Origin of the sequence: Paenibacillus sp. LjRoot56 (assembly GCF_964253335.1) — a bacterium.
Lineage (GTDB): Bacteria > Bacillota > Bacilli > Paenibacillales > NBRC-103111 > Paenibacillus_E > Paenibacillus_E allorhizoplanae.
Genome location: NZ_CAXURV020000001.1, coordinates 790,814 through 802,500, shown reverse-complemented (window position 1 = coordinate 802,500; position 11,687 = coordinate 790,814). Strand labels below are relative to the sequence as shown.

Genomic DNA, 11,687 nt, shown 5'->3' with positions numbered 1-11,687 from the left:
CACTCGTTGTTCAGTTTTCAAAGATCAATTTCTTTCGCATTGCATCGCCATCCGTTTAGCGGCGACTTTTTAAATATATCACAGTCACACCAGAGATTGCAAGTCTTTTTTTGAAAGTTATATGTAACCTCTTCTATAATAAGACTCACTCGCTTTTGTTACGAAGTGACGAGTTATAAAATAACACAGGTGGAGAGGGTAAGTCAAGCACTTACCCCCTATTTTTTCTGAGCTTGGTAATTACGGTTTCTAGCGTACTTTGATATTTCCTTTGGTGTCGCTAAGCGAGCATACATCCTGAAGATGACCTTGTATCTGGATTCTATAGCTCCCTTTATCTCTTGATCAATTCTCTTATCATTGAGATCGAATAGCATTTCGTCTAATTCTTTACGCAGTACATAATCTAATTCTCTGCATTCTCTCTCATTGAACAAAAATCCGAGCATACATCCATCCAAACCCCTCTCGACTGTAGAGATTCATGGCACTAACAAATTTAGTTAGACGTGGAGAGTTGAGCCAATTATGCCCCTCTTCTTTTACGCCTTATTGTTATGCTCAGATTTTGCCAATTTTATGACGAGAGATTGAAAATATTTTACAAATGCACCAACCAGTAGGTAAGTGTGCTCTCAATTATAGCCGCAATCAAAAGAAGTACAACGATTCCCATACTGAGCGGTTTGGTTAATTGAAAAATTCTATTCAATTCAATTCGAGCACTTCTTTTCTCAGCAGGCACGAGTAGCTGTACACCCATTTTCCAAACCAACATCCCTATCTTCAAGCCATATGCGCACGCAAGCAATATAACAGGGATTTCAATGATACCATGCGGCAATATCCCTTTAAGAACAATGGACAATGTACTTTCATGCGTCTGCAAAGAAAGAACATAACCTAGAATCATTCCATTAGCGATTAGCATAAAGAGCGGTAATACACCTAGGAAAACCCCACAGAAAACAATAAGCACCGACTTAATCGCGTTATTTAAAAAGATAAAAATGAACAGCCAAACCTGCGGGTTTTCTTTGGTACTTATCGATTTAATCATAGGCTGGAGTCCCTCTAATTGCTTTTCCAAGAAATGCGTAAATTGGTCAGAATTTGCCCAACCCATATACAAACTAAATCCAAAAACAAGAACAACCACAATAAAGTAATGCTTCATTTCTTTAAAATGTCTAAGCAATGCCGGAAAATTCATTTTGTAATTCCTCCAATTTCGGAAGCATAAGTACCATGTGTACGAGCATACATTATTTACTAAAGGTTATACAAGCTATCTATGGCTTGACATAAAGGAGGTACAAGCTGTTTATGAACTACTTTTTTGTAATCAACGCACGCAAATTTAAACAATATTTATTCATTGCTCTTGCCATCATCTTCTCCGCGGCCATTGTATATTCCGAACAAAGTAATGTATCCGTCTTTATGAACTCCGAGCCATCGGCTATCTACAGCGTGCAGACCGAAAAGAAAGTCATCGCCCTTACCTTTGATATTTCTTGGGGTGATACTCGAGCTGAACCGATCTTGAAAATTCTAAAGGACAATGGTGTTAAGGATGCAACATTCTTCTTATCCTCGCCCTGGAGTAAGAGCCATCCCGACATTGTCTCGCATATCAAAAGCTACGGATTCGAGATTGGTAGTCACGGAAACAAATTTGACAACTACAGCGACCTAAGTGACGAGGAAATTCGAAACGAAATTACTACTGCTCATGGCATTTTAACAGAATTAATTGGTAAGGAGCCTAACCTCATTCGCTTGCCTAACGGCGACTTCGACAAGCGTGTGTTGCGCATTGCTGATGATCTCGGCTATTCCGTCATACAATGGGATACAGACTCTCAGGATTGGCTGAATAAAGGCGTCGACACCCTTGTAAACCGTGTTGTGAGCAAGGCACATCCTGGCGATATCGTTCTTCTTCATGCGAGCGACTCCTCCCAACAAACACATGAGGCTTTGCCCGCCATCATCCAACAACTAAGAGAAAAGGGATATCAGTTCGTAAGTGTTAGTGAGCTCATTAAGCAAACCCAGGTGGAAACAACCCCTGTTGAGGATCAAGCTATGAAACAAATCCATTAGTATTTATAAATAAATTTTAAAAAAAGAGCTAATCAAATTAGCTCTTTTTGTTATCCAATATTTTATGTAGGGTAAGAATTTGCCATGCATTACAGACGAACAATGGTGCCAACATAAATAGACTTGATGCCGTGTTATCCAATTTCAATGCTGGTACAGCCTCAAGCACAGTAACCGCCGTCATGAAAAATAAAGTAGGAATGAATGCATTCCGATTCGTCATTTTCACCTTCCAATAGCTTACTGCTAAAGAAATCACTAATACGCAGACAGGCAAGACGAAATATCCAAGCAGCGATTCTGAACTATTGAAATTCGTTTTCCTCAAGTAAACAAGATCGAATAATACAACAATAACAACGGCAAGCTGTAACAAGTCCCATACTGTTTTAGATCGTATAATACCAACAGCAATGAACCTAACGATTAAATATGCGAAGAAGCCCATTTGACTCAATACACTTATTGTAGCTCCACCGAGAATCATATTGATCAAATTAAACCCGACCGCCGATAAGCCCATTACAGAGAATTCTTTGTCTGAAAATTGAAGGATAAGTCCAACCCCAGTGGATACTACAATCCCTAATACTAATGTTGTCCAAAATAAGTGAAACCATTTACGTAAAGTCACGTTTAATTCCCTCCACACATCAACTCTAATTGTTAATTGTACCAATCTTTACGTTAAAAAGCCAATAATGTCCCCTTATATTCTGACCCTAACCACACATACTAAGACCATTAAAGTTCAGGGAAGGGAGCATGTAGTTATGTTAAAGACAAGACTTAGAAAGCTTCAGGTCCTACCGGCTATATCATTGGCTTTTCTTCTCGCCTCTTGTGGTACAGATAACTCATCTCAAGGCCAATCTCAAGCCAATACGTACAAAGAACAAAAGACAATGATCCTTGATATTCTGAAGTCAGATGATGGTAAAAAAGCAATAAGTGCTGCAAATCGAAGTATCATGAATGGAGATGTAGGTGCTAACAGCGTTGCTGGCCAATCACAAATTAAACTACTATCTGCGAATGAGTCCCTGCAGCTTCAAATGGCAGTCAAGGATGTACTGACCGCTAAGGAAAATAATATGTTTTTGACCGATATGATGAAGGACCCTAAGTTCGCAGGTGACTTTGCCACGGCAATCCAAAAAGAAACCAAACAGATGTTCAAGGAATTGCTCAAGGACCCTACCTACCAAAAATCACTGATTGATGTTATGAAAAACCCAGATTATGAGAAAATGGTTCTTGATGTTATGAAAACAGCACCATACCGCCAGCAAATGATGACAGTCATGGAGGAATCCATCCAAAGCCCTCTTTTCAGGGCGCAAATGGTCGAATTACTTAAGTCTGCTATTGCCCAACAAAGCAAGCCTGATCAAATGCCTTCCGCAAAGAGCACAGAAAAAAGTGATGATAAAGCCAAAGAAGGAGAAAAGAAACAAGACGGCGGGGATGAAAAACAGAAGGATGATTCCTCAGGGGACTCCGACAAACAAGGTGAAGAGAAGAAAGATGGAGGTTCCGATTCTTAAACGAAAAAGGAAGAGTTGGCAGATTCCCTCTGCTTCCTCTTCCTTTTTTTGCATTATTTATCCAGCTTCGTAATCATCCGATCCGCTATTTCCAAATAGATTTGACCTGCTTTGGATTCTGCCTTATATACAGACGGCGAGTAATCTTTTTCAGATATATGATTATCAGGCGCTCCTAATGGAATTTGCGCTAATAGCTCACTGTGAAGATCTTCAGCAAGCTTAGCACCTCCACCTTTACCAAAAATATGCTCAATGCTGCCATCCTTACTTTCATAGTAGGACATGTTCTCAACGATACCCAAAATTTCATGATTCGTTTGAATGGCCATAGCACCGGCTCTAGCAGCTACAAAAGCTGCTGTAGCATGTGGTGTCGTAACAATGATCTCTTTGCTTTGCGGTATGAGCTGATGCACATCAAGTGCAACATCGCCAGTACCCGGAGGAAGGTCTAGGAGGATGTACTCCACATCTCCCCAATTTACTTCATTGAAGAAGTTGCGTAGCATTTTGCCTAACATCGGCCCACGCCATACAACAGGTGCATTGTCTTGGACAAAGAACCCCATCGATATCACTTTTACTCCAAATTTCTCAACAGGAATAATCACGTTTTCTACCAACTGCGGCTGTTCTTCAATCCCCATCATATCCGGAATACTAAATCCATAAATATCCGCATCGATGATCCCTACCTTTTTCCCTTTACGAGCCAGTGCGACTGCTAGATTAACTGTGACTGTTGATTTACCAACGCCACCTTTGCCACTCGCAATAGCGATGAACTCAACCGTAGAGGATTGTCCAAGAATCGGCTGCTGAATCGGAGGTTGAACAGGCTTCTGCTGGTTTGTATCCGCCTGATGTGAAGTTCCTTCCAAACGACTCCGCTCATGGTCCGTCATCAATCTAAACCGGATATGAACTTGAGGTACCCCTATATTTGCTAAAGATTGTTGAATAAATGCTTTGGCTTGCTCCTTATATCCTTCATCCTCGGTTACTACGAGCAAACTTAAGGATACCGCATCTTCTTTCACCATTACATCACGAATCAAATTTAATTCCACTACACTTTTATTAAACTGGGGATCTATTAGCTTATTCAACGCTTCTAGAATTTGATCTTTATGTACCATAGCCACATCACACCTTTATTGGGACATTGTATTCGCGGCTTTTATTATAACACATTATGAAGAAGAACCCACTTTTTCACCTGCATAATATCTCAGAATTCCCTGATAAACCGATGCTGCCAGTATCTTCTGGTAGTTCTCATCAGCTAATAACTTCGCCTCTTCTGGGTTTGAAAGAAAGCCTACCTCAACAAGTGCACTTGGGATTTTCAACGTTTTTAACAGATACACAGTTTTATCCGCCAACTTAGCAACACGATCGGTATTTTCTAAATTACGTTTAAGCTCGGACTGAATGAGTGCCGCTAGATTGGGATTATCGGGATTATTCAAATAATAGAACGTTTGTGCGCCTCTCCATTTATCCGATGGAATACTGTTCAAATGAATACTCAAAAACATATCGGCATTATTATTCTGTATCAAGTCCGCGCGGTTGTGGAGATCCTGCGTCTTACGTTTGCTATAGCCTTTCGTACCCGATTCCGCTAGATCAGTATCCGTTTCTCTTGTTAAAACCACAATCGCACCAGCTTGTTGTAAGTAGTCGCGTAGCCGCAAGGTAATAGCTAAATTGATGTCCTTCTCGATGATACCATCCTTACTCTCCGCCCCACCGTCTGGCCCCCCATGACCGGCGTCTAGCGCTATTGTCTTACCCGATAAAGGGAGCGTCCAATCCGACCAGGTCTTCGTTGTAGGGAGCTCGTACGCATAAATAAAGACAACCAAGGCAACCAGCATAGCTGAAAGCATTAGCTTCAGACTACTGTGAAAGGTCAGCCATACCACCAACCTCTTCTTCCTTTTACGCATAAAAAATCCACCTCTGTTCCCCTATAGACTCTGTAACATCTATATGGGACAGGGTGGACAAATATACCAGACTTATACACGATATTCAGGGTCGCTACAACCTTCCACCTACGCCCGTGTAATCGCGTCATACGATGAAATCCGAACAACTATTAGTCCTACGTACAATCGCATGTAGAATCGCTTCACGAGGCCTTGTATTGTGCATTGCAGTGTTGAAACAAACTTACTTATGGAGACCACATTCCGTTTTCTCAATACTTGCCCAACGTCCCGCGCGCGGATCTTCACCTTCGGCGACTTGACGTGTGCAGTGCGTGCAACCGATACTAGGATAGTTACGATCATGCAGTGGGTTGTATATCACATCATTATCTCGAATGTATTGCCAAACGTCTTCTGAAGTCCATCCAGCTAGTGGGTTGAATTTAATTAGACCAAATTTCACATCGTATTCAACTTTTTTAGCATTTGCTCGAGTAGGTGCTTGATCGCGGCGAATACCAGTAATCCACGCATCATAGTTTTTAAGGATATCTGTAAGTGGATCAACTTTACGTATGTTGCAGCATTGGTTCGCGTCACTTTTCCATAGCTCATCCCCAAATTTCTCCGCTTGCTCATCAAGAGTTAACTTAGGCAATACTTGAACGAATTTAGTACCATAGTGCTTCTCAAGACGATCTTTCGTTTCATAAGTCTCATCAAAGTGCACATTCGTATCCAAGTAGAAGATATCTACGTTTGGGTTAATCTTTTGCAGCATGTCGACCAACACCACATCTTCCGCTCCAAAACTACAAGCAAGTGTCAATCTTTGAAATGTATCTACAGCTAATTTCAATATGGCTTCAGGCGATTGATTTTCGAATTCTTCCGCAGCTTTCGTTACAAATGCTTCTTTCTCAAATAGATTCATCTTCCGATTCCTCCAATAGTCGACAATCCCGACTGATATTGTATGATTTATAATATCATTATATCTGACTTCTACAAGGTGTCAATTACTTTTTATCATTTTGGTATTAACTTATTCTAATGGGATAAAGTTGGATCAAGATGAACATAAAAAAGAAAAACCTCTCCAGCCATAAGCCGAAAAGGTTCTTCTTGTGTGCCAAAGGCACAATATCTTAACGTTTGGAGAATTGAGGAGCACGACGTGCTGCTTTCAATCCGTATTTTTTACGCTCTTTCATACGGGAATCACGTGTTAAGAATCCAGCTTTTTTCAAGGATCCACGGTATTCCGGATCAGCTTTCAACAATGCACGGGAGATACCGTGACGAATTGCGCCAGCTTGTCCGCTGATTCCGCCGCCATTTGCAAGAACTAGAACATCGTATTGACCGATAGTTTCAGTAAGAGCAAGTGGTTGTTTAACGATTAGCTTCAATGTTTCTAGACCGAAATACTCATCTAGATCACGTTTATTGATGATGATGCGTCCTTCACCCGGTATTAAGCGAACACGCGCTACCGAATGTTTACGACGACCCGTTCCATAATATTGAACTTGTGCCACGAAACGTTCCTCCTTATATTAACCGCGAAGATTCCAGACTTCTGGTAGTTGTGCTTGGTGTGGATGCTCTGCTCCACCGTAGACTTTAAGCTTAGTTTTCAAGCTGTCGCCTAGACGGTTCTTAGGAAGCATACCATGAACTGCGAATTCGATCATACGATCAGGCTTGCTGTTAAGCAAATCTTGAGCGGAAGTCACTTTCAAACCACCTTGGTACAAAGAGTGACGGTAGTACATTTTGTTTTGCATTTTCTTACCAGTAAGCTTAATTTGGGAAGCATTGATAACAACAACGAAATCACCAGTATCTACGTGTGGAGTGAACTCCGGTTTGTGCTTACCGCGGATAATGCTAGCAACTTCACTTGCAAGACGGCCAAGTGTTTGGCCTGCAGCGTCAACAATGTACCATTTACGCTCTACTTCATTTGGCTTAGCCATATATGTGGTGCGCATGCTTAATCCTCCTAAAAATATATCTGAAATACATAAGTTATAGTTGTTAATTATTCATAAGCGATGGATAGTTACGGTCATTTGTGATCAGGGGCTGTGGGGTAGCCGATCACGAAACGCCAAGTTATATTTTACACGATAACATCTTAATAATCAAGTAGTGATGATAACTTTTTAATAGTCGACTTTCCACAAGGTTAATCCCATGGCTTCAGCTGTAGGACCCGCTTGAGAGCGATCTCTGGCCTCGAGAACACGTTGCATATCGCTAGATGGTCTCTTACCCTCACCGATCTGTATCAACGTCCCTACGATGATCCTCACCATGTTATAAAGAAAACCATTCCCCGTTATGATTAACCGGATACGTTCTACTTTACCTGTTGCCAACAACTCATCTGATTCCGTCTCCATACGTACCTCATATAAGGTTCTCACTTTGATTTCCTTATCCGTTCTCACTGTGCAAAACGAAGTAAAATCATGCTCACCTAGCAAACAAGGGAGCGCCTCTCTCATGGCTTCCACATTTAAATGCGTGGGGTGATGATACTCGAAGTTGCGGTGAAAGACATCAGGGAAGCGCGCCGAACGAATCGTATAACAATATGTTTTACGTTTCGCGGCTTTGCGAGAGTGAAATGTAGGGAGGACTTCTTCTGCAGAATGTGCGACGATGTCCCTGGGTAATCTAGCATTTAGAGCTAAACACCAACGTTCTACTGGAATCTTAGAACTCGTTGTAAAATTAATAACTTGCGCTTTGGCATGAACACCGGCATCTGTCCGCCCTGATGATATGACTTTCACTGTCTCACCTGTCAGCAAGAACACGGCCTGCTCTAAACGATATTGCACCGTATCAGATCTAGGCTGTATCTGAAAGCCAGAATAAGATGTACCATCATAGCTTATGGTAAAACGTAGATTTCTCAAGGCTTGTTCCTCCATGAGTCATCCTTTCTACCTAGCTTGAGTTGCTTAAGCAGCTCAATACACTAGAATGCGATCCAAGACTGCAAAAAAAGGGCTTCACCAGAATCTAGTGATTCCGTCCACCCTTTCCCATCCGTCTTCTATGCGCGATCTACTAGCTCTAGGTAAACCATTGGTGCTGCGTCACCGCGGCGTGGTCCCAGTTTAAGGATACGAGTGTATCCGCCTGGACGCTCGGAATAACGTGGTGCCAATTCAGAGAATAGTTTTTGAATCGCATCTTGATTTTCGTTTGCAGCTTCTCTACGAACAAAAGCAGCAACCTGACGGCGTGCGTGAAGATCTCCGCGTTTCGCAAGAGTAATTAACTTCTCAGCGATTGAACGAATTTCTTTAGCTTTTGCTTCTGTTGTTTGAATGCGCTCATGTATGAACAGATCCGTTACCAGATCACGAAATAATGCTTTACGATTACTGGAATCGCGGTTCAATTTTCTGTAGTTCATTGAGTTAACCTCCTTCTGACAAGATTATTCCTCGGTACGTAGACCCAGACCCAGCTCTTCGAGCTTCTCTTGAACTTCTTCAAGGGATTTGCGTCCTAAGTTCCGAACTTTCATCATGTCTTCTTCTGTTTTGGTAATCAGCTCTTGTACGGTATTAATCCCTGCACGTTTGAGACAGTTGTAAGAGCGAACGGAAAGGTCTAGTTCTTCGATCGTCATCTCAAGAACTTTTTCTTTCTTATCTTCTTCTTTTTCAACCATGATCTCAGCGTCTTTTGCTTCATCCGTCAAACCAACGAACAAGAGCAAATGTTCAGTTAAGATTTTAGCGCCCAAGCTTACTGCTTCTTCTGGACGAATACTTCCATCGGTCCACACTTCGAGGGTCAACTTATCATAGTTAGTCACTTGGCCGACGCGAGTATTCTCAATAGCGTAGTTTACCCGAGTAATAGGCGTGTAGATCGAATCAATTGGAATTACACCAATTGGTTGCTCTTCATGCTTATTTTTGTCTGATTGGACGTAACCGCGCCCTCTGCCCGCATGAATCCTCATATGAAGACGTGCATCTGGAGACAAGGTAGCGATGTGTAAGTCCGGGTTAAGGATTTCAACATCACTATCACCGCGGATATCAGCCGCTGTAATGTTACCTTCTCCTTCAGCATCAATTTCTAGCACTTTCTCCTCATCGGAGTGAATCTTCAACGATAAACCTTTGAGATTGAGGATAATTTCCGTAACATCCTCAAGCACGCCAGGAATTGTTGAAAATTCGTGCAAAACGCCATCGATTTGGACAGAGGTTACTGCTGCCCCCGGTAAGGAGGACAGTAAGATACGACGTAGTGAGTTTCCTAAGGTTGTACCGTAGCCACGCTCCAACGGTTCAATGATAAATCTACCATAAGCGCCATCTTCACTTAATGCTACAGTTTCTATTTTTGGCTTTTCAATTTCGATCATGAAATGTACCCTCCATTCAATACGTCGGTTCCCTCTGGATACTTCGTTGAAAATTTCATAGTATGCCTATCCTTCAAACCATTATTCACGATTTTGGAATAATTATACTACAAAGTGATCCTGAATTATACGCGACGACGTTTTGGAGGACGGCAGCCATTATGAGGAACCGGCGTCACGTCTTTAATCAGGTTTACTTCAAGACCTGCTGCTTGCAAAGAGCGGATTGCTGCTTCGCGGCCAGCGCCTGGACCTTTAACCATAACTTCAACAGTTTTCAAGCCGTGCTCCATTGCTGCTTTAGCTGCTTTTTCAGCTGCCATTTGTGCTGCGAAAGGAGTGCTTTTACGGGAACCTTTGAATCCAAGGTTTCCTGAACTTGCCCAAGAAATTGCGTTACCATGCGGATCCGTGATCGTTACGATCGTGTTGTTAAATGTTGAACGGATGTGTGCTACACCGCTCTCAATATTTTTCCGGTCACGACGTTTCGTACGGACGACTTTTTTAGGTTTTGCCATTAGCTCTAACCCCCTTTATTATTTCTTCTTATTAGCTACTGTACGACGAGGACCTTTACGTGTACGAGCATTAGTTTTAGTACGTTGACCACGAACAGGAAGACCACGGCGGTGACGAAGACCACGGTAGGATCCGATTTCGATTAGACGTTTGATGTTTAGGGAAATTTCACGGCGAAGATCGCCTTCTACTTTAAGGGTTTTGTCAATTACATCACGGATTTTGCTCACTTCATCTTCAGTCAAGTCACGAACGCGAGTACTCGCATCGATACCTGTGGAAGCAATGATTTTCTGAGCAGTTGTAGTGCCGATACCGAAAATGTAAGTCAACGCGATTACAACTCGTTTGTCACGAGGTAAGTCAACTCCAGCTAAACGTGCCATCTACAGAATGCACCTCCTTTTAACCTTGTTTTTGTTTGTGCTTAGGATTTTCACAAATTACCATTACATTGCCTTTACGGCGAATGACTTTACATTTTTCACAAATCGGTTTTACTGACGGTCTTACTTTCATTTTAAGCCCTCCTTTTTATCGTAAGCAACCATGTTGCGTTTTCGTTAGAAAACTTGCTTCGTAAGCATACGCCTTGAGAGAGTATTACTTCTAAGCCGAACATTTATTTGAAACGGTAGGTTATACGGCCTCTCGTCAAATCATAAGGCGATAATTCTACGGTAACCTTATCTCCAGGCAAAATGCGAATAAAATGCATTCTGATCTTTCCTGAAACATGGGCTAGGATTTTATGACCATTTTCCAATTCAACTTTAAACATTGCATTCGGAAGAGGTTCAATCACTGTACCTTCTACTTCAATTACATCTTCTTTGGCCACAGTCATTCTCCTTTCTCTTGTGCTTCAACTTGCATAAGTTCAACGAATTTGGCGATTGCAAAGCGCAATTTCCCATTAGTCACACGACCTGTTTCCCTAATGCTTGACGCTACTTCACTGCTAATCGTTTCTTGTAAATGAAGATGATTCAGGTTCTTCTTCTTCGGTTGATCGAATTTACGATTATCGCCGTCGGCAAGCCAGACAAAACGATGATCTTCAATCCCAATCACGACCGCATATTCTCCGGGATCTCTACCGCGAAGCACCTTTACGATTTGACCCACTTGCGGAATCTTACTATCCACTCAGTTCAC

General features: G+C 41.9%; 18 protein-coding genes. 2 read left to right on the top strand and 16 right to left on the bottom strand.

Annotation, left to right across the window (positions count from 1 at the left end; genetic code table 11):
- Positions 1-218: 218 nt before the first annotated feature.
- Complete coding sequence (locus ACSQ8O_RS03670; RefSeq protein WP_056618222.1) at positions 219-449, bottom strand: hypothetical protein; 231 nt, start codon at positions 447-449, stop codon at positions 219-221.
- Positions 450-601: 152 nt separating this feature from the next.
- Entirely contained in the window at positions 602-1,213 is a 612-nt protein-coding gene (locus ACSQ8O_RS03665; RefSeq protein ID WP_436240475.1) for a stage II sporulation protein M, read from the bottom strand.
- 113 nt (positions 1,214-1,326) lie between these two features.
- Here ACSQ8O_RS03665 and pdaB point away from each other — a divergent pair, with 113 nt between their 5' ends.
- Entirely contained in the window at positions 1,327-2,109 is a 783-nt protein-coding gene (pdaB, locus tag ACSQ8O_RS03660) for a polysaccharide deacetylase family sporulation protein PdaB (protein ID WP_056618230.1), read from the top strand.
- A gap of 37 nt (positions 2,110-2,146) precedes the next feature.
- On the opposite strand, the gene ACSQ8O_RS03655 is transcribed toward pdaB, so the two are convergent.
- Positions 2,147-2,743: a KinB-signaling pathway activation protein gene (locus ACSQ8O_RS03655; protein ID WP_436240474.1), complete on the bottom strand. Its 597-nt coding sequence runs from the start codon at positions 2,741-2,743 to the stop codon at positions 2,147-2,149.
- A 139-nt stretch (positions 2,744-2,882) separates the two neighbouring features.
- On the opposite strand from ACSQ8O_RS03655, the gene gerD reads away from it, so the two are divergent.
- Positions 2,883-3,656, top strand: a complete 774-nt coding sequence (gene gerD / locus ACSQ8O_RS03650; protein WP_436240473.1) for a spore germination lipoprotein GerD — start codon at positions 2,883-2,885, stop codon at positions 3,654-3,656.
- A gap of 53 nt (positions 3,657-3,709) precedes the next feature.
- Here gerD and ACSQ8O_RS03645 read toward each other — a convergent pair whose 3' ends face one another.
- The 13 genes from ACSQ8O_RS03645 to ACSQ8O_RS03585 form a co-directional block, all read right to left on the bottom strand.
- Entirely contained in the window at positions 3,710-4,798 is a 1,089-nt protein-coding gene (locus tag ACSQ8O_RS03645) for a P-loop NTPase (protein WP_436240472.1), read from the bottom strand.
- A gap of 54 nt (positions 4,799-4,852) precedes the next feature.
- Positions 4,853-5,614 (bottom strand): N-acetylmuramoyl-L-alanine amidase CwlD, encoded by a 762-nt coding sequence (cwlD, locus tag ACSQ8O_RS03640; RefSeq protein WP_436240471.1) that lies wholly within the window; start codon positions 5,612-5,614, stop codon positions 4,853-4,855.
- A 226-nt stretch (positions 5,615-5,840) separates the two neighbouring features.
- A complete protein-coding gene (locus tag ACSQ8O_RS03635; protein ID WP_436240470.1) occupies positions 5,841-6,533 on the bottom strand; it encodes a phosphoadenylyl-sulfate reductase in 693 nt (230 codons plus the stop codon).
- A 214-nt stretch (positions 6,534-6,747) separates the two neighbouring features.
- Positions 6,748-7,140: a 30S ribosomal protein S9 gene (gene rpsI, locus ACSQ8O_RS03630; RefSeq protein ID WP_028557465.1), complete on the bottom strand. Its 393-nt coding sequence runs from the start codon at positions 7,138-7,140 to the stop codon at positions 6,748-6,750.
- 18 nt (positions 7,141-7,158) lie between these two features.
- Complete coding sequence (gene rplM, locus ACSQ8O_RS03625; RefSeq protein ID WP_029196440.1) at positions 7,159-7,596, bottom strand: 50S ribosomal protein L13; 438 nt, start codon at positions 7,594-7,596, stop codon at positions 7,159-7,161.
- A 174-nt stretch (positions 7,597-7,770) separates the two neighbouring features.
- Positions 7,771-8,532, bottom strand: coding sequence for a tRNA pseudouridine(38-40) synthase TruA (truA, locus tag ACSQ8O_RS03620; protein ID WP_436240469.1), 762 nt, complete (start codon positions 8,530-8,532; stop codon positions 7,771-7,773).
- Between the two features lie 140 nt (positions 8,533-8,672).
- Positions 8,673-9,038, bottom strand: a complete 366-nt coding sequence (rplQ, locus tag ACSQ8O_RS03615; protein WP_056618253.1) for a 50S ribosomal protein L17 — start codon at positions 9,036-9,038, stop codon at positions 8,673-8,675.
- A gap of 24 nt (positions 9,039-9,062) precedes the next feature.
- Positions 9,063-10,007, bottom strand: a complete 945-nt coding sequence (locus ACSQ8O_RS03610; RefSeq protein ID WP_056618255.1) for a DNA-directed RNA polymerase subunit alpha — start codon at positions 10,005-10,007, stop codon at positions 9,063-9,065.
- 125 nt (positions 10,008-10,132) lie between these two features.
- Positions 10,133-10,528, bottom strand: a complete 396-nt coding sequence (gene rpsK, locus ACSQ8O_RS03605; RefSeq protein WP_028557470.1) for a 30S ribosomal protein S11 — start codon at positions 10,526-10,528, stop codon at positions 10,133-10,135.
- Positions 10,529-10,546: 18 nt separating this feature from the next.
- Positions 10,547-10,915: a 30S ribosomal protein S13 gene (gene rpsM / locus ACSQ8O_RS03600; protein ID WP_028557471.1), complete on the bottom strand. Its 369-nt coding sequence runs from the start codon at positions 10,913-10,915 to the stop codon at positions 10,547-10,549.
- A gap of 19 nt (positions 10,916-10,934) precedes the next feature.
- Positions 10,935-11,048, bottom strand: coding sequence for a 50S ribosomal protein L36 (gene rpmJ, locus ACSQ8O_RS03595; RefSeq protein ID WP_003333770.1), 114 nt, complete (start codon positions 11,046-11,048; stop codon positions 10,935-10,937).
- A 103-nt stretch (positions 11,049-11,151) separates the two neighbouring features.
- Complete coding sequence (gene infA, locus ACSQ8O_RS03590; protein WP_009676800.1) at positions 11,152-11,370, bottom strand: translation initiation factor IF-1; 219 nt, start codon at positions 11,368-11,370, stop codon at positions 11,152-11,154.
- A 2-nt stretch (positions 11,371-11,372) separates the two neighbouring features.
- Positions 11,373-11,678: a KOW motif-containing protein gene (locus tag ACSQ8O_RS03585; RefSeq protein ID WP_436240468.1), complete on the bottom strand. Its 306-nt coding sequence runs from the start codon at positions 11,676-11,678 to the stop codon at positions 11,373-11,375.
- Positions 11,679-11,687 lie beyond the last annotated feature (9 nt).

What these genes read in the sequence shown, in the direction of transcription:
- ACSQ8O_RS03645 (WP_436240472.1), bottom strand. Translation starts at nt 4,798, where the DNA reads ATGGTACATAAAGATCAAATTCTAGAAGCGTTGAATAAGCTAATAGAT.
- ACSQ8O_RS03670 (WP_056618222.1), bottom strand. Translation starts at nt 449, where the DNA reads ATGCTCGGATTTTTGTTCAATGAGAGAGAATGCAGAGAATTAGATTAT.
- cwlD (WP_436240471.1), bottom strand. Translation starts at nt 5,614, where the DNA reads ATGCGTAAAAGGAAGAAGAGGTTGGTGGTATGGCTGACCTTTCACAGT.
- rpmJ (WP_003333770.1), bottom strand. Translation starts at nt 11,048, where the DNA reads ATGAAAGTAAGACCGTCAGTAAAACCGATTTGTGAAAAATGTAAAGTC.
- rpsK (WP_028557470.1), bottom strand. Translation starts at nt 10,528, where the DNA reads ATGGCAAAACCTAAAAAAGTCGTCCGTACGAAACGTCGTGACCGGAAA.
- rpsM (WP_028557471.1), bottom strand. Translation starts at nt 10,915, where the DNA reads ATGGCACGTTTAGCTGGAGTTGACTTACCTCGTGACAAACGAGTTGTA.
- ACSQ8O_RS03610 (WP_056618255.1), bottom strand. Translation starts at nt 10,007, where the DNA reads ATGATCGAAATTGAAAAGCCAAAAATAGAAACTGTAGCATTAAGTGAA.
- gerD (WP_436240473.1), top strand. Translation starts at nt 2,883, where the DNA reads ATGTTAAAGACAAGACTTAGAAAGCTTCAGGTCCTACCGGCTATATCA.
- ACSQ8O_RS03665 (WP_436240475.1), bottom strand. Translation starts at nt 1,213, where the DNA reads ATGAATTTTCCGGCATTGCTTAGACATTTTAAAGAAATGAAGCATTAC.
- rplM (WP_029196440.1), bottom strand. Translation starts at nt 7,596, where the DNA reads ATGCGCACCACATATATGGCTAAGCCAAATGAAGTAGAGCGTAAATGG.
- pdaB (WP_056618230.1), top strand. Translation starts at nt 1,327, where the DNA reads ATGAACTACTTTTTTGTAATCAACGCACGCAAATTTAAACAATATTTA.
- ACSQ8O_RS03635 (WP_436240470.1), bottom strand. Translation starts at nt 6,533, where the DNA reads ATGAATCTATTTGAGAAAGAAGCATTTGTAACGAAAGCTGCGGAAGAA.
- rplQ (WP_056618253.1), bottom strand. Translation starts at nt 9,038, where the DNA reads ATGAACTACAGAAAATTGAACCGCGATTCCAGTAATCGTAAAGCATTA.